Genomic DNA, 17,052 nt, shown 5'->3' with positions numbered 1-17,052 from the left:
TGTCACATCAGGATAATGTCGTACTGCTCCTGATGGAACATGTTTTCTACCTGCAGGGAAATCGGTTTCTCGATGAAATCACCCAGCATTGCCAGATGCTGCGATTCTTCCTCCAGAAACATATCCACCACGACCTGCGAGGCCATGATACGGAACTCGCGGGGATTAAACTGCTTGGCTTCGCGCAACAGCTCACGCAGTATCTCGTAGCAGATGGTGCGGGCGGTCTTGACCTGTCCTTTGCCGTTACACGCGGGGCAGGTTTCGCACAGGACATGAGCCAGCGATTCGCGGGTGCGTTTGCGGGTGACTTCAACCAGGCCCAGTGCGGAGAAGCCTGATACTGACAATTTGGTGCGGTCGCGTGACAATGCTTTGTTCAGCTCCGACAACACAGCCGCTTTGTGCTCATCATTTTCCATATCGATGATATCGAGAATGATGATGCCACCCAGATTACGCAGGCGCAGCTGACGGGCAATGGCGTGCGCCGCTTCCAGATTGGTTTTGAAGATAGTGTCATCAAAGTTGCGGCCAGCGACAAAACTACCGGTATTGACGTCGATCGTCGTCATGGCTTCGGTCTGGTCGACAATCAGGTAGCCGCCGGATTTCAGATCGACACGGCGGCCCAGCGCCCGTTCGATTTCCTCTTCGACGCCATACAGGTCAAACAGCGGACGTTCGCCGGTGTAATGCTGCAGTTTGGCCAGCACGGAGGGCATGTAGCGGTTAGCAAATTCCTGCAGCATCAGGTAATTTTCGCGGGAATCTACCTGAATACTGTCGGTTTCTTCATTCACAAAATCACGCAGCACGCGCTGCGCCAGATTCAGATCCTGATACAGTAATGTGGTCGGCGGCTGGGTTTTGGCCAGTTGCGTAATGGTGGACCAGGTGCGCCGCAGATAATCGATATCGGCCTTTAAATCTTCGTCGGAAGCGTCTTCTGCCATTGTCCTGACGATGAAACCACCTTTTTCATCCGGCTGCTGCAATCCTTGAACTTTACTGCGAAGTGCTTCACGTTCAGCCTCGTTTTCAATTTTTTGCGAGATGCCGATATGGGAATCCTGAGGAAGGTAGACTAGCATGCGCCCGGCAATCGAAATCTGAGTCGAAAGGCGGGCCCCCTTGGTGCCTATCGGGTCTTTGATCACCTGCACGGTGATGGACTGACCGTCAAACAGCAGTTTTTCGATCGGAATCAGTGGTGCGTTCGCATTGCCTTCTTGTGGTCGTGCATCCCAGATGTCGGCAACATGCAGGAAAGCGGCCCGTTCCAGGCCAATGTCGATAAATGCAGATTGCATGCCAGGCAGTACGCGCACGACTTTACCCAGATAAATATTCCCGACCAGTCCGCGGGACAAGGTTCTTTCTATGTGCAACTCTTGAACAGCACCCTGAAAAATCAGGGCGACACGGGTTTCTTGCGGGGTAATGTTAATGAGGAGATTTTCGCTCATGAATATCGGAAATTAAGGAATAAAAATACCGGACTGACGTAATGCCTGACAAGTCTCAAATAAGGGTAAACCCATAATGCCAGAATAACTGCCATTGATGTGTGAAATAAAGCGGGCGGCAGCACCCTGTATGCCGTATCCGCCCGCTTTGTCATAAGGTTCCTGAGTGCTGCAATAAGCCAGAATCTGTTTTTCAGTTAAAGAGCTGAAGGTCACTTCGGAATACTGCGTCATGCTGACCTGCCCGTGCTGGTGCTGTACCGCAAGGCTGGTCAGTACTTGGTGAGTCTGGCCAGCCAGCATGGTCAGCATACGGATTGCTTCCTCAAGGTTTGCCGGTTTGCCCAGAATCTGATCCCGGAAGACCACCGTGGTATCTGCGGCCAGCACCGGGCGTACCGGTAATTTGCGCATATGCATGACTTTCCATGCCATTTCAGCTTTTTCTTTTGTGACACGGCTTACATATGTCAGCGGCAGTTCACCAGGCAGGACGATTTCACTGACATCCGGGCCGCGCGGTGGAGCATCGCGTAGCAGCAGTAATTCAAATTCGATGCCAACTTGTGCCAGCAATTCTCTGCGGCGCGGGCTTTTGGAGGCGAGGTAAATTTTGTTATCAGGCAGCATATTTGTCGAAAGTGAGATTCAGATCCGGTGATAAGGGTGATTTTGCGTGATACTCCATGCACGGTACAACTGCTCTGCCAGCAGAACTCTGACCATACCGTGCGGCAGGGTCAGGCTGGAAATTCTCAGCAGGGTGTCTGCGCTGGCTTTGAGTCCGGCATCCAGACCATCTGCGCCACCGATCAGAAATACGACATCACGCCCGTCCTGCTGCCACTGTGTCAGGTTCTGAGACAGCGCAACACTGGTCCAGTCCCTGCCCCGTTCATCGAGCGCGATAATCCGGGCATTCTTGGGGATCACAGCTTCAATTCTGGCACGTTCCAGCGCCATGACGGTTTCAGCCGTTTTACTGCCGGAACGCTCCACCGGTTTGATTTCCTTCAGGGACAGGCGGCATTCCGGAGGCATGCGTTTTGTGTATTCATGAAAACCGGTTTCTATCCAGTCTGGCATTTTGTGGCCAACGGCAACGATAATTAATTGCATACGGAGTTTCAGCGAAATAAATACGTAAATTGATTGCTAAAAAAATGGCTGCGCAAGGCAGCCATTTCTTCAGCATCATTCAGCAATGGAGCAACCGGTTCATTCGGCAGCTTTCTTGCGTGCAGGACGTTTGGCCGCGGCCTCTTTGGCTGACGCGATTGCTGTTTTTGTCGCTGCGACTTTTACCCGTGCACCGGTCGGAATTTTGGCAGGTTTGGCTGCGGCTCCTTCCGCTGTCTTTCGTGCTGCCGGTTTGCGCGCCGGTTTGACATCGCCGTCGGCTGCCTTGGTGGTACGTGGCTTGCGCGCCGTTTTTTTCGGCTCGTCATCCAGCGTGGTCTGAATTGCCATCATATCCGGAGTTACTTCCAGCGGTGCTGCCTTACCGGCTGGCTTGCGTGATGTGCGTTTCGGTTTGTCTGCAACATCATCACTTGGGCTGGCGCTCTTTCTTGCCGTACGTTTGGCGGCGCCCAGCTTGACCGGCTTGTCTCCCCAAATTTCTTCCAGACGATAGTAAGCGCGGATCGCTGGTTGCATGATGTGCACGACCATATCACCCAGATCAACCAGCACCCACTCGCCGGTGACTTCGCCTTCCATGCTGACGATTTGACCGCCGTTTTCCTTGACCTTGTCGCGCACCGAGGCTGCCAGCGCTTTGGTCTGGCGATTGGATGTCCCTGAAGCGATCAGGACGCGGTCAAACAGGCTGGTCAGATGGGTTGTGTCGAATAACTGTATGTCCTGGCCTTTAACGTCCTCGAGAGCGTCGACGACCAGAGTTTGTAATTTTTTAATATCCATTTTTAATAAATTGAATGTTGTTGTATGTAGTCTAGCACCTTGTGGGGGACTAGCAATCTCATTGTCGGGTTATGCTGCTTTAATCCTGTGCGCAACTGCGTTGCCGATACATCCACCGCCAGCTCCGGTTCTGTACAGGTGCCGCCATAAGCCTGCCTGCGCATGACATCCGGCGTTACTGCGCGCCGCTGCCATTCGGCTGCCACTGCAGGTGCGGCGATATCGAGGCTGAAGCCCGGTCTGGCAGCAACGCATAAATTGGCTACCTCAAACAGGCTGCGCCATTCATGCCATGTATGCAGATTTTGCAGCTGGTCGGCACCCATCGCAAAACAGATGGATACCTTATCACCCCATGTACTACGCAGGGCACGCAGGGTGTCTATGGTATAAGTCGGCTGACGCTGGCGGTTTTTTTGTATTTCCTGTTCGTCAATACAGACCGGGCAGTCTGCCCAGTTTTCAAATGCCAGTTTCAGCATACTTACACGTTGCTCCGATGTAGCCGTCAGAGCGTTTTTTTGCCAGGGTTGACCCGCGGGAATAATGCGTAATTCATCTGGCCTCAGCATGTTGGCCAGACTGCGGGCAAGGGCGACATGACCTGCATGAACCGGATCAAAACTACCACCCAGAACCAGTATGCAGCGTGTGGCGGTGTTTACACCCATTCCCTGTGCACCAGAAAGTCTCGCGCCAGTGCTGCTTCCGGGCTATCAGCTTCCGGTGTCCAGTTGTAGCGCCATTTTACGACAGGTGGCATCGACATCAGGATAGATTCAGTGCGACCGCCGGATTGCAAACCAAAATGGGTACCCCGGTCAAACACCAGATTGAATTCCACATAACGTCCGCGCCGGTAGGCCTGAAAATCACGCTCACGTTCACCATAGGCGAGGTTCAGGCGCTTTTCAAGAATAGGTCGATAAGCGGGGATGAACGCGTTACCGACAGCCTGTGTCATGGCGAAGCTGCGCTCAAATCCGAGTTCATGAAAATCATCAAAAAATACTCCGCCGACACCGCGTGCCTCCTGACGGTGTTTCAGATAAAAATATTCGTCACACCATTTTTTAAAACGGGGATGTAAATGGTCGCCAAACGGCGTGAGCGCATTTTTACAAGTCTGGTGGAAGTGGCGGGCATCTTCTTCAAAGCCATAATAGGGTGTCAGATCCATGCCGCCGCCAAACCACCAGACTGCTTCGCCGTCAGCTGCATGGGTTGTGAAAAAGCGGACATTCATATGCACTGTCGGTGCATATGGATTGCGTGGATGTAATACCAGCGACACACCCATGGCTTCCCAGGCTCTGCCTGCGAGCTCCGGTCTGCCGGCAGCAGCCGATGCCGGCAGTTGCGTGCCACGGACATGAGAGAAGTTGACGCCGCCGCGTTCAAAGACCTGGCTATCTTCGATGACGCGTGAAATCCCGCCGCCACCCTCGGGACGCTCCCAGCTATCGCTCAGGAACAGCTTCCCGTCTGCTGCTTCCAGAGCCGACACAATATGATTCTGGAGATCCAGAAAATATTGTTTGACCACCTGAGTATTTGTGATGTCCGTCATATTGTTGCTTTCTTCAAAAAGCAAGACGGGCTGGACAGCGTCCAACCCATCACGATTACAAGGAGGCATCTGCCTCCCATCTGCTGATTAATGTTTGCGGTTCAGCGCGCGCCAGCCAATGTCGCGGCGATACTGTGCGCCATCGAAATGAATTTTTTCGACTGCGTCATAAGCATGTTTTTGCGCCAGCTTCACTGTGTCACCGAGACCGACAACGCACAGCACGCGGCCACCGCTGCAGCTCAGAGTTTTGTCTGTCAGCGTTGTACCTGCATGGAATGTCACGCAATCCGCTGTCTCTGCCGGAATACCGGTGATTTTATCGCCTTTGCGCGGGGTATCAGGATAGCCGGCAGCCGCCATCACGACGCCCATGGCAGTACGTCTATCCCATTCCAGCTCAACGCTATCGAGCGTGCCGTTGACTGCATGTTCCATGACTTGCACCAGATCGGTTTTCAGGCGTGCCATGATAGGCTGGGTTTCTGGATCTCCCATACGGCAGTTAAATTCCAGTGTTTTAGGATGACCCTGATCGTCGATCATCAGACCGGCGTACAGGAAGCCCGTGAAAACGATTCCGTCTTTTGCCATGCCTTGCACGGTCGGGACGATGATCTCGCGCATGACCCGTGCATGCAGCTGTGGTGTGACGATCGGGGCAGGAGAGTAGGCGCCCATGCCGCCGGTATTCGGGCCTTCATCATTGTCCAGCAGGCGTTTATGATCCTGACTGGTTGCCAGCGGAAGAATATTTTTGCCATCGACCATGACGATGAAACTGGCTTCTTCGCCAGCCAGAAACTCTTCGATCACGACGCGCGCACCGGCATCACCGAGCTTGTTGTCAGATAACATCATATCGATAGCTGCATGTGCTTCGGCCAGCGTCATTGCCACGACCACGCCTTTACCGGCAGCCAGTCCGTCGGCCTTGATCACAATCGGCGCACCTTTGGCATCAATGTATGCGTGTGCTGCCATAAGGTCGGCAAAAGTCTGATATTCCGCAGTCGGAATAGCATGGCGGTGCATGAATGCCTTGGCAAAATCTTTGGAACTTTCCAGTTGCGCAGCCTCTCTGGTAGGGCCAAAAATTTTCAGGCCGCGGTCGCGGAAAATATTGACAATACCGGCTGCCAGCGGCACTTCGGGGCCAACCACGGTCAGGCCAATATGTTCCTGTTCTGCGAAATCAGCCAGCGCTGCAGGATCCGTAATCGGGATATTTTTGAGACGGATATCGGTTGCTGTTCCACCATTGCCCGGTGCAACAAAGATCGTCTGTACGCGTTCAGACTGGGCGAGTTTCCAGGCAAGAGCGTGTTCGCGGCCACCTGAGCCGACAACGAGAATTTTCATCTTATTCTTCTATGATGGCGTTGGTATAAACTTCCTGCACGTCGTCCAGGTTTTCCAGCGCGTCGAGCAATTTTTGCATTTTGATTGCATCGTCACCGGTAAAGGCGGTTTCAGTCGCCGGTTTCATCGTCACTTCGGCAACTTCCGGCTTGAATCCTGCAGCTTCCAGCCTGGCACGGATATCGGACATATCAAACGGTGCGCACAGTACTTCAATGCCGCCTTCTTCATCAGTCAGGATGTCTTCGGCGCCAGCTTCGAGTGCCGCTTCCATCAGCGCATCTTCATTGGTGCCTGGTGCAAACAACATCTGACCGCAATGTTTGAACATGAAAGCGACAGAACCTTCTGTACCCATGTTGCCACCAAATTTGTTGAATGCATGACGTACTTCGGCTACCGTGCGAACCCGATTGTCGGTCATGCAGTCGACGATCAGTGCCGCGCCGCCGATGCCGTAGCCTTCGTAGCGAACTTCTTCATAGTTCGCACCTTCCAGAGTGCCGGCGCCACGTTGTATGGCACGTGTAACGTTTTCTTTCGGCATATTGGCGTCAGCGGCTTTATCAACAGCCAGGCGCAGGCGAGGGTTGGAATCCACATCTTCGCCACCCATACGTGCCGCAACGGTAATTTCTTTAATCAGACGGGTCCAGATTTTGCCGCGTTTTGCATCAGTCGCAGCTTTTTTGTGTTTGATATTGGCCCATTTACTATGTCCTGCCATGGTCGTTCTTTCCTGAATCGGCGCTAACGGATGATTGCTAACCGCTGTTCTGCCTAGCTTGGTTTGATATTGAAGTCGCGCATTTTACCATATAGACATGACAGAAATCCGACCGGAACCATGCCTCAGATCATGTAAATTCAGTTCAGTGATGCAGATCAGACAGATGAAAAAAATTGTTACGCCGGAAGAAAATGGCGGGATTGCGTACAATGGGTTATAGATGACATGACAATACCCTGAAACGATGTCTTGTTGTACCCGGTCTGATGCTGCTCAAATAATATAAATTTTTCCATGGATTCTCTCGTTCTGACGTCACATGCCAGACAACATTATCTCAGCGGTTTGCTGATCGCTATTGCCGGTGCGGTTTTGTTCTCTACTAAGGCTATTGTTGCTAAACTGATTTACCGTTATCACGTTGACGCGGTGACGCTGATTACATTCCGCATGGCGTTTTCCCTGCCGGTGTTTGCTGGCATTGCGTTGTGGCAGATGCGTCAGTCAGCAGCATTGCCAGCGGCAGACCGCTGGCGCCTGGTAGTGCTTGGTCTGATGGGATATTACCTGTCTTCGTTTCTGGATTTTCTCGGTCTGCAGTACATTACTGCCGGGCTGGAGCGGCTGATTCTGTTTTTGACGCCTTCTTTCGTCCTGCTGATGTCAGCTGTGTACTACCGCAGACCGGTCTCCCGGCTGGAATGGGCTGCCCTGATTGTCAGTTATCTGGGTATCGTGCTGGTTTTTCTGCATGATCTGAAATTCGGGGGGGCGGATGTCTTGCTGGGTTCTTTGCTGGTATTGGGTGCAGCGGTATCCTATGCGGTATATCTGATTCAGTCCGGACAACTGGTGATGAAGCTCGGCTCGCTGCGGCTGGTGTCTTACGCCATGTGCGTTTCCAGTGCCGCCTGCATCGGGCAATTTTTCATCCTGCGGCCTGGCAGCATGTTATTGCAACCAGCACCGGTGTACTGGCTGTCTCTGGTGAATGCGATTTTTTGTACGGTATTGCCGGTTTTCATGACAATGATTGCAGTAAAGCGGATCGGTGCGGCAACGGCTTCCCAGGCAGGTATGATAGGACCGGTCTCGACTTTGTTTTTAGGCGCATTTTTCCTGGCCGAACCCATTACCGGCTGGCAGCTTGCCGGTACGGTGCTGGTCATGGGTGGCATGTATCTTTTATCGAAGAAAAAAATCTAGGAGGCATGATGGTGAAAGCAGTCAGAATTCAACATACCGGCGGGCCGGAAGTCATGGAATACGTCGATGTCCCAATCGACGAACCAGGACCGGGTGAGGTCAGGGTCAGGCATCATGCATGCGGCTTGAATTATATTGATGTGTATTTCCGGACTGGTCTTTATGCTCAGCCTTTACCAGCCGGATTAGGAATGGAAGCGGCCGGTGTGGTCGAGGCAGTTGGCTCAGGTGTTACCCATTTGCGCGCTGGCGATCGGGTGGCCTACGCGGGGCGCCCGGTGGGCGCTTATGCCGAGGCGCGTATCATGCCTGCCGACAATATCGTCAGATTGCCGGACAGCATTTCTTTTGACACGGCGGCGGCGATGATGCTGCAAGGATTAACCGTCCAATATCTGTTTCATCGGACATTCCCTCTGCGTGGTGGCGAAACTATCCTGTTTCATGCAGCGGCGGGCGGGGTTGGTCTGATTGCCTGCCAGTGGGCGCGGGCAATTGGCGTCACCATGATCGGCACTGTCGGTTCGGATGAGAAGGCTGAACTGGCAAAAGCACATGGCTGTGCGCATGTAATCAACTACAATACAGAAAATTTTGTACAACGTGTCAGGGAAATCACCGGAGGAAAAGGTGTTCCCGTAGTTTACGATTCGATTGGCCGCGATACGTTCATCGGCTCACTCGATTGCCTGTCGCCCATGGGGATGATGGTCAGCTTTGGCAGTGCTTCCGGTCCGGTACCGTCATTCAGCCTGAACGAGCTGGCATCCCGCGGTTCATTGTTCATCACACGACCAAGCCTGATGAACTACACGGCAAAGCGCGAAGACCTGGAACAGATGGCGGCACAGTTGTTTGCAATGGTGGAAAGCGGAAAAGTGAAAATTGATATCCGCCAGCGTTACCCTTTAAGCGAAGTTCAGCAGGCACATCGCGATCTGGAAGCCAGAAAAACAACAGGTTCCACCTTGTTAATTCCATAAAGCAACAAATAAGACCATAAAATATGCGTGAATCTGATAATAACTTTCCGGTAACGAATGACGGCACGCCCAAGTTTGGGCGTTTGTTAATCGTTCTGTTTTTTGCTGTGATGCTGATTGTGCTGATTACGGTGGCGACAGAGGCTTATTACAGTCCGTAACAGGGGTGGCTGAATCTGGTGCAGCGGATTATCATTCCGGAAAAAATTATCTGAAAGATTATTGATAGGCGCTGAAAACTGGGTAATGGATACAATTCCTTTAAATACTGCCAAAAAGCATGAATTTTCCAGCTCCGGACGTCTGCTCATGCTGCAGAGTCTGGTGCCGGTGGCAACCAATCTGATTTCATCTCAGCTGGAGGCATTTTCGTCGCGGCTGACAGATGCCTTGTTTAAAGTCTCGGACCAGACTGTCCAGCCGGAAGAAGCAGCAAAAAGCTTCGGGGCTTATCAATTGCTTAAGCGCAATCCTTCCACGTTTTATCGCCTCCTGGCATCCCAGATCAGCGCGATCCTGACCAAAGAAGTCAGTATTATCAATACCCGCAGAAAATATACTGAAACACATGATGCCAAAGATTTTTCTCTGGTGACGTTTGAGGAAATGGAAAATAAGGTATTGAGCAATAACCTGATCAAGGCTTTGGAAGTGAATAATGCCGAGAAACTGGTGGAACTGAATTCCCGGATTGGGCTGGCGCTGAACCGTACCCCGATCAGCGTTTCTCAAAACCCGTTCCGGCCTGAAGTTTTTGTCAACGCAGTCGTCCAGTCGTGGCAGGAATTTGAATCGGTACAGGAAACGCCCCGACTGATCTTAAGCCTGATGCAGCCTGACCTGTTTTTGCAGTTAGGGACCGTGTATCAGGGGTTAAATGATGCTTTGCATGAGCGTGGTGTTGTCGTTGATACCGATGCGGTCAAGCGGGAAAACAAAAAACGCCATACTCCGGTCAGTGACCGTAAGCATGAGTCGGGCGACCCGTATCTGGAAAATAAATTACGTAGCATTTTTTCTGCCAACGCACAGAAAATCGGGCAAACGGGGCAGGGTGCCCCTGTCAGAAATGCCGCCGGTGAAGCCGGAAGCGGACAATCAATGTCCTGGTCGGGCTCGTCGCTTGCTGGGCAGGGAGAGGAAGGGATGGCGGCGGCACCAGAGATGGTGATGATCGACCGGCATTTCTTTGACTATCTGACCGGCTTACAGAAACAGTTATTCCAGAATCAGCCCGCAGATGACCGCACCTATTTGCGTCGCCTCAGTCAGGAAGCGCCGGCAGCGGAACTGACCCACATAGATCAGAATACCATTGAACTTCTGGCCCGGATTTTTGATTATGTGTTCAATGATCCGAGCATTCCCGAAGAAATTAAATCCCTGATCGGACAGCTTCAGATTCCGACGTTGAAAGTGGCTTTGCTGGATAAGGATTTCTTTTTCAAAGAGAGCCATCCGGCCCGGGTACTGATCGATACGCTGGCAAAATCAAGTGTTTCCCTGGGACAGGATGCCAGTAATGAAGATCCGCTGTACCAGATGATCGAAGGTATTGTTGATCGGGTACAGCAGGATTTCGACCAGCAGATCGAGTTATTTTCCAATGTCGTCGCCGATCTGGAAGCTTTCCTGAAGGAAGAAGAGCAGCAGGCAGAACAGGCGATTTCCGAACCGGTTGCGCAGGCGCTACAACAGGAAAAGATGCGCCTGGCGCGGGAATTTGCCGAAAATGATGTCGCTATCCGCGTTGAAACCGGAGAGGTCGCCGGATTTCTGGAGGAGTTTTTACGCAATCAATGGATACGTATTTTAACGATTGCGCATAACGTCAAAGAAGAAAAGCCGAATGCACTGGAAAATGCATTGCGGACGATGGATGACCTGATCTGGAGCCTGAAGCCGAAGAATAGTCCGGAAGAGCGGAAAGAGCTGGTCAGCAAGTTGCCAGCGATGCTGACGTTATTGAATGCCTGGCTGAATGCGATCAAATGGGATGAGCCGGAGCGGGTCTTGTTTTTTTCCAAGCTGGCAGAGCGTCATGCGGCTATTGCCAGAGCACCTCTGGAGTTTTCACCGCGCCGGCAGTTGGAAATAGCGGTCAACATTGCCCAGCGCGCAAGTGAGAAAAAGCTGAACCGGCAGGTGAGCGATCAGTCGGAGCAATTGCCCGATCCGTGGTTGCCTGTGCTGGAAAAAATGGAGCGTGGCATCTGGCTCGATTTCATGAGCAGCAGTGGCGTCATTAACCGCTTTAAACTGGCCTGGGTCAGCCCTAAAAGAACACGCTATATTTTCACCAACAGAAAAGGGTATGACTCTTTTTCTATTTCCAGCGAAGAGCTGTTGGCGCAGTTGCGTACCGGTGATGCTGTCGAAGTTTCCGCCAGCTCGATTGTGGACCGCGCTCTGGTTGAGGCTTTACGCGATCCACCGGCCTGATTCTCTTGTATCCGCGATGGGTTAATTTTTATTAAGCGGAATTTCAACCTTAGTTGTGCTGCCGCTTTGCCCGGGGAAATTTTTCAAGGCGCTCTCAATCAGATAGGGCATGCTTTCCGTAATATTCGGATTCAGCTGTTCCGTGCTGGCTTTGATATCAGCCAGCTTCTTGCCATTGGAAAAGTCACTGATGCTGATTTCCAGCTGGTGCAGGTAATAGCGACGTACCGTAATATCAGACGTTCTCAGCATATAGAAAGGGCTGCCGAAATAGTAAGGCGAATACGGATAGAAGTGATATGCCCGGCTGAAATGAAGTCGCCAGTAAGGATCCATCATGGCTGGTCCCCAAGGCATCGAATACTGGATTTCGCTTGGTGACGTTGCGTATTGCAGGTTCACTTTCAGCGCTGGCGTCATGCCCGATGTGACTTCCTGAAAACCATGCAAACCCAATTGTTGTCGCAATTCATCTTCATAAACTTTGTATTCCGGATTATTTTCCTGCGCAGGCAAACGCTCGACAATGTAGCTGCTCGACGATAGCTGTTGCGGCCATTCGTGGAAAGTCGTGACCTGACCGGTGAAAGTCGTTGCGCATCCAGACAGCAGTATGCCTAAAGAGATGACTGTGGCGGATAAAAATCGTTTCATGACTGACTCCTTACTTGAAAATATCAGACATATCGGTACTGAAGCTGCAATACGCGCCGGTCTCGATTCAGATCTCACACCGATATGCCTGCTGATGCTAGCTATAATAAGACGAAGTATTGCTGATTTCTATTTCGGTGTGTAACTGTCTGACTGCTTATCCTGCTGCGGGGTTCCCCGATAAGTGATTCTGCTTCGGTCATTTTCCAGCATACAGACTTATCTGTGAGCGCATCGTTTCGTGCCTGCAGCCGCTGGTATTGGTAGAATGATGGTGTCGGAGCATATTGAATTCATCTTGACTCATGAATCCGTGCATTCCGGTCAGGTTCACAAGATTCTGACCACTTTCCTCATTTTATTCAGCGAGACATCAGGCTATGCGTAACGATACCGCACCAACACCTCAAGCTATTTACCGTAAAGACTATGTTGCCCCCGGTTATTGGGTGGATACGGTAGAAATGGGCTTTGATCTGGATCTTGACCATACCCATGTCGCGACCAGACTCACCATGCGCAGAAATCACGACAGCGCGGAAAAAGATCTGGTGCTGTTTGGTGCGTCACTCAAGTTGCTGCAATTGCGGATGAACGGCGTGAATCTCAAGAAATCGGCTTATTCGATTGACGGAGAAATCATGCGGATCCCGAATGCCCCTGATCAGGTGGTGTTGGAGATTGAAACCCGGATTCAGCCGGTAAAAAATACTTCCTTGTCCGGTCTGTACGCATCCAACGGCAACTTCATTACTCAGTGCGAAGCTGAGGGTTTTCGGAAGATCACATGGTTCCCGGATCGTCCGGATGTGATGGCGAAATACACCGTGATGCTGCGCGCTGATAAAAAGAAATTCCCCGTTTTGCTGGCAAACGGCAATCTGATCGAACAAGGTGATCTGGGCGATGGCCGCCATTTTGCAAAATGGGAAGATCCCTTCAAAAAACCGTCTTATCTGTTTGCTCTGGTCGCCGGGAAGCTGGTATGTCAGGAAGAAAAATACCAGCTGCAGTCTGGCCGCAAGGTACTGCTGCAGGTGTGGGTGGAAGACGGTAATCTGGATAAAACCCAACATGCCATGGATTCGCTGAAAAACAGTATCCGGTGGGATGAAGAGCGCTTTGGCCTGGAGCTTGATCTGGATCGCTTCATGATTGTTGCGACCAGTGACTTCAACATGGGGGCGATGGAAAACAAGGGGTTAAATATTTTCAACACCAAGTATGTGCTTGCCAATCCGCGTATTGCTACAGATGTGGATTACGCAGGCATAGAATCTGTTGTCGGACACGAGTATTTCCATAACTGGACCGGTAACCGGGTCACCTGCCGCGACTGGTTCCAATTGTCGCTGAAAGAAGGATTGACTGTCTTCCGGGATCAGGAATTTTCTGCCGATCTGGTCGGCACGGCTACTGGCCGGGCGGTGAAACGGATTGAGGATGTGCGGATATTGCGTCAGGTGCAGTTCTCGGAAGATGCAGGGCCAATGGCACATCCGGTACGCCCTGATTCTTTTGTTGAGATTAACAATTTTTATACCGTCACGATTTACGAAAAAGGTGCCGAGGTTGTGCGTATGTACTATACCTTGCTGGGGCATGATGGTTTCCGCAAAGGAATGGACCTGTACTTTGCGAGGCATGACGGTCAGGCGGTGGAGTGCGATGATTTCCGGGCTGCGATGGCGGATTCCAGTGGGCGCGATCTGACGCAGTTTGAGCGCTGGTATAGTCAGGCCGGAACCCCGCATGTCAAGGTGCAGACTGCGTATGATGCGGCAGCACAGATATATGAAATCACATTGACACAATCCTGTGCAGCGACACCGGGACAGGCAGAAAAACGTCCTTTCCACATCCCGGTGGCGATGGGGCTGCTGGATAGTGCCGGACATGATATGCCTTTGCATTGTGATGGTTACGAGAATCAGTCCGGAGCAAACAGTCTGGTACTTGAGCTGACTGATACCACACAGACATTCCGCTTCAGCCAGATCGGAAGCCTGCCAGTGCCTTCACTATTGAGAAATTTCTCTGCGCCGGTGATCCTGGATATTGAATACAGCGATGATGATCTGAGCCATCTGCTGGCGCATGACAGCGATCCCTTCAATCGTTGGGAAGCAGGACAGCGTCTGGCATCCCGCCGTCTGGTTCGCCTGACCAAAGCGGTGCAGCAAGGTGAGAAGCTGGAGCTCGACCAGTTGTTTATCGAGGCATGGCGCCGCATACTGAACGATGAATCGCTTGATCCTTCATTCCGCGAACTGATGCTGACTTTACCTTCCGAAGCGATGATCGCTGAAGAATTCAGTGTGGTTGATCCGCAAGCGATTCATACCGCGCGCCAGTTTGTTCGTGCCACATTGACGCAGCATTTACGTGCGGATTTGCTGCGAATCTACGAAACTTATCTGACACCAGGAAAATATAGTCCTGATGCTGCGTCGATGGCAAAGCGCAGCCTGAAAAATCTTGCCTTATCCTATTTGCTGGAATGGGTCGATGACAGCACACTGGCGCTGGCACTGACACAGTTTGATGAGGCTGAAAATATGACCGACCGGCTGGCTGCGCTGACAGCGCTGACCAATTTTAACGGTAGCGGCAAACAGGTCAAGCAGGCAGCCAAGGCGCTCAAAAAGTTCTATAAAGAATTTAAACATGAAGCGCTGGTCATCGATAAATGGTTCATGTTGCAGGCCACAGCACACACGACTGATGTGAAGACTATTTGCGAACTGATGGAGCATCCTGCATTTACATTGACGAATCCCAACCGGGCGCGCAGTCTGATCTTTGGTTTTTGTAATGCCAATCCATCTCGTTTCCATGCTGCAGATGGAAGCGGCTATACCTTGTGGGCTGAACTGGTGATTGCACTCAACAAGATCAATCCACAGGTTGCCGCCCGCCTGGCGCGCAGCCTGGATCGCTGGAAAAAATATCCCGGGCATTTGCAGGCAAAGATGAAAGCGGCGCTGGGTAAGGTCGCTGCTGCCAAGAATTTATCCAAAGATGTTGCAGAAGTCATCAGCAAAGCGCTGGCGGCGTAAGCAGATTGTGGCCGTGCTGAATGACATATCAGGGGCGGTCTCTGAAAATTTTAATGAAGAGGAGCATTATGAAACGTGTCAGTCTGACCCAGTATCTGGTCGAAGAACAGCGTCTGAATAATTCGATTCCGGCAGAGTTGCGCCTGCTGATCGAAGTCGTCGCCCGGGCTTGCAAAACCATTAGCCACGCTGTTGGCAAAGGTGCGCTCGGCGAAGTGCTGGGTAGTGCAGGCAGTGAAAATGTGCAAGGCGAAGTTCAGAAAAAACTCGATATTCTGTCCAACGAAATCCTGCTGGAGGCCAATGAGTGGGGCGGCCATCTGGCTGCGATGGCATCCGAAGAAATGGAAACCATCCATCAGATTCCGAACCGTTATCCGAAGGGCGAATACATGCTCTTGTTTGATCCACTGGATGGTTCGAGCAACATTGACGTCAATGTTTCTATTGGCACGATTTTCTCGGTCCTGAAAGCACCGGAAGGCATGACCGAACCGACCGAGCAGGATTTTCTGCAGGCAGGCAGCAAACAAGTTGCTGCCGGTTATGCCGTTTATGGTCCACAAACGGTACTGGTACTGACAACGGGTAATGGCGTGAACTGCTTTACACTGGACCGTGAAATGGGTTCGTGGGTTCTGACACAGCGTAATATGCAGATTCCGGAAGATACCAAGGAGTTTGCGATCAATGCATCGAATACCCGCCACTGGTATCCACCTGTTACGCGCTATGTCGATGAAATGCTGGCCGGTAAAACCGGACCGCGCGGCAAGGATTTCAATATGCGCTGGATCGCTTCTATGGTGGCTGATGTGCACCGTATTCTGAACCGTGGCGGGATTTTTATGTATCCTGCCGATCAGCGTGAGCCGGATAAAGCCGGCAAGCTGCGCTTGATGTACGAGGCCAATCCGATGTCTTTCATCGTTGAACAGGCCGGTGGCGCATCCACCAATGGCCAGCAGCGTATGCTTGATGTCCAGCCAACTTCGCTGCATCAGCGGGTTGCCGTGTTCCTGGGGTCAAAAAATGAAGTAGAACGGGTCACGTCTTATCATTAGCAGTGACTTTTCATCACTCTCGATCATGCGGGGCGTTCAGCCCCGTTTTTTTTTCGATTTTTGATTTTTACAGATCGGTAAAGATCAGTTTCGAATACCTTTGATGAGGCAGCAACCAAAGAAAAACAGGCTTGGCTGCAGTCATGCAGACAAGCCTGAAAAGGGAAACACAGTGGGGCGACAGTCACTGTGCAGCGAAAAATTTCCCGGTACACAGAAACTGCCATTGCAAAGGTATTGGGGATACCGGATGCCATGGCAGTGTCGCAGGTGGCACCAGGCTGACAGTGCAGATGAAATCCCGCTTTCAGGTTGATGCACCGAGTTTGCTGCTGGCACTGTTGCTGCAGGGTGCAGGTATTTCGGTAATGGAGGAATTGTCATTGCAGGATGTATTGCGCAATGGCGATCTGGTGCGTATTTCCCCCGAATGGAGTTTGCCATCCGGCGGGATTTATGCGGTATTGCCGCCGGGGCGTCATATTCCTGCAAAAACTCGTGCATTTATTGATTTTTATCGCGATTTTTTGCAGAACTCAACGTGTACCGACGCTATTGCCTGATATGTGGATGAACAGGGAATTGTC

The 17,052-nt window shown here is 51.6% G+C and carries 16 protein-coding genes; 7 read left to right on the top strand and 9 right to left on the bottom strand.

The window, feature by feature from the left end; translation table 11 throughout:
• Window positions 1-2: 2 nt before the first annotated feature.
• From rng to HV832_RS04310, 8 genes are all read right to left on the bottom strand, one after another.
• Window positions 3-1,469 carry a ribonuclease G gene (rng, locus tag HV832_RS04345; RefSeq protein WP_176802326.1) on the bottom strand — a complete coding sequence of 489 codons (1,467 nt, stop codon included), beginning with the start codon at window positions 1,467-1,469 and terminating at the stop codon, window positions 3-5.
• 12 nt (window positions 1,470-1,481) lie between these two features.
• Window positions 1,482-2,099, bottom strand: coding sequence for a Maf family protein (locus tag HV832_RS04340; protein WP_176802325.1), 618 nt, complete (start codon window positions 2,097-2,099; stop codon window positions 1,482-1,484).
• Between the two features lie 18 nt (window positions 2,100-2,117).
• Window positions 2,118-2,588 carry a 23S rRNA (pseudouridine(1915)-N(3))-methyltransferase RlmH gene (gene rlmH / locus HV832_RS04335; protein ID WP_176802324.1) on the bottom strand — a complete coding sequence of 157 codons (471 nt, stop codon included), beginning with the start codon at window positions 2,586-2,588 and terminating at the stop codon, window positions 2,118-2,120.
• A gap of 99 nt (window positions 2,589-2,687) precedes the next feature.
• On the bottom strand, window positions 2,688-3,395 hold the full coding sequence (gene rsfS / locus HV832_RS04330; protein ID WP_176802323.1) for a ribosome silencing factor: 708 nt from the start codon (window positions 3,393-3,395) through the stop codon (window positions 2,688-2,690).
• Between the two features lie 2 nt (window positions 3,396-3,397).
• On the bottom strand, window positions 3,398-4,066 hold the full coding sequence (gene nadD, locus HV832_RS04325; protein ID WP_176802322.1) for a nicotinate (nicotinamide) nucleotide adenylyltransferase: 669 nt from the start codon (window positions 4,064-4,066) through the stop codon (window positions 3,398-3,400).
• Window positions 4,057-4,965: an oxygen-dependent coproporphyrinogen oxidase gene (gene hemF / locus HV832_RS04320; protein ID WP_176802321.1), complete on the bottom strand. Its 909-nt coding sequence runs from the start codon at window positions 4,963-4,965 to the stop codon at window positions 4,057-4,059. Before hemF ends, nadD begins: the two co-directional genes overlap by 10 nt.
• A gap of 87 nt (window positions 4,966-5,052) precedes the next feature.
• Window positions 5,053-6,327 (bottom strand): phosphoribosylamine--glycine ligase, encoded by a 1,275-nt coding sequence (gene purD / locus HV832_RS04315; RefSeq protein ID WP_176802320.1) that lies wholly within the window; start codon window positions 6,325-6,327, stop codon window positions 5,053-5,055.
• 1 nt (window position 6,328) lies between these two features.
• A complete protein-coding gene (locus tag HV832_RS04310) occupies window positions 6,329-7,054 on the bottom strand; it encodes a YebC/PmpR family DNA-binding transcriptional regulator (protein ID WP_176802319.1) in 726 nt (241 codons plus the stop codon).
• 297 nt (window positions 7,055-7,351) lie between these two features.
• On the opposite strand from HV832_RS04310, the gene HV832_RS04305 reads away from it, so the two are divergent.
• The 4 genes from HV832_RS04305 to HV832_RS04290 all read left to right on the top strand — a co-directional run bounded on the left by HV832_RS04305 (window position 7,352) and on the right by HV832_RS04290 (window position 11,688).
• A complete protein-coding gene (locus tag HV832_RS04305) occupies window positions 7,352-8,263 on the top strand; it encodes a DMT family transporter (protein WP_176802318.1) in 912 nt (303 codons plus the stop codon).
• Between the two features lie 8 nt (window positions 8,264-8,271).
• On the top strand, window positions 8,272-9,246 hold the full coding sequence (locus tag HV832_RS04300) for a quinone oxidoreductase family protein (protein ID WP_176802517.1): 975 nt from the start codon (window positions 8,272-8,274) through the stop codon (window positions 9,244-9,246).
• Window positions 9,247-9,269: 23 nt separating this feature from the next.
• On the top strand, window positions 9,270-9,407 hold the full coding sequence (locus HV832_RS04295) for a hypothetical protein (RefSeq protein ID WP_176802112.1): 138 nt from the start codon (window positions 9,270-9,272) through the stop codon (window positions 9,405-9,407).
• A gap of 85 nt (window positions 9,408-9,492) precedes the next feature.
• Window positions 9,493-11,688 carry a DUF1631 family protein gene (locus HV832_RS04290; RefSeq protein WP_176802317.1) on the top strand — a complete coding sequence of 732 codons (2,196 nt, stop codon included), beginning with the start codon at window positions 9,493-9,495 and terminating at the stop codon, window positions 11,686-11,688.
• Between the two features lie 21 nt (window positions 11,689-11,709).
• On the opposite strand, the gene HV832_RS04285 is transcribed toward HV832_RS04290, so the two are convergent.
• Window positions 11,710-12,342 carry a DUF4136 domain-containing protein gene (locus tag HV832_RS04285; RefSeq protein WP_176802316.1) on the bottom strand — a complete coding sequence of 211 codons (633 nt, stop codon included), beginning with the start codon at window positions 12,340-12,342 and terminating at the stop codon, window positions 11,710-11,712.
• 380 nt (window positions 12,343-12,722) lie between these two features.
• Between HV832_RS04285 and pepN the strand changes: the two genes are divergently transcribed.
• The 3 genes from pepN to HV832_RS04270 all read left to right on the top strand — a co-directional run bounded on the left by pepN (window position 12,723) and on the right by HV832_RS04270 (window position 17,028).
• On the top strand, window positions 12,723-15,401 hold the full coding sequence (gene pepN, locus HV832_RS04280) for an aminopeptidase N (protein WP_176802315.1): 2,679 nt from the start codon (window positions 12,723-12,725) through the stop codon (window positions 15,399-15,401).
• A 68-nt stretch (window positions 15,402-15,469) separates the two neighbouring features.
• On the top strand, window positions 15,470-16,465 hold the full coding sequence (locus HV832_RS04275) for a class 1 fructose-bisphosphatase (RefSeq protein ID WP_176802314.1): 996 nt from the start codon (window positions 15,470-15,472) through the stop codon (window positions 16,463-16,465).
• A 293-nt stretch (window positions 16,466-16,758) separates the two neighbouring features.
• Window positions 16,759-17,028: a LysR substrate-binding domain-containing protein gene (locus HV832_RS04270; protein WP_176802313.1), complete on the top strand. Its 270-nt coding sequence runs from the start codon at window positions 16,759-16,761 to the stop codon at window positions 17,026-17,028.
• The last annotated feature ends 24 nt before the right edge of the window (window positions 17,029-17,052 follow it).

This window comes from Cognatundibacterium oligocarboniphilum (assembly GCF_013377855.1).
GTDB classification, from domain to species: domain Bacteria; phylum Pseudomonadota; class Gammaproteobacteria; order Burkholderiales; family Burkholderiaceae_D; genus Undibacterium; species Undibacterium oligocarboniphilum.
The sequence above is the reverse complement of the archived record's forward strand: the minus strand, read 5'-3'. Positions and strand labels throughout refer to the sequence as shown.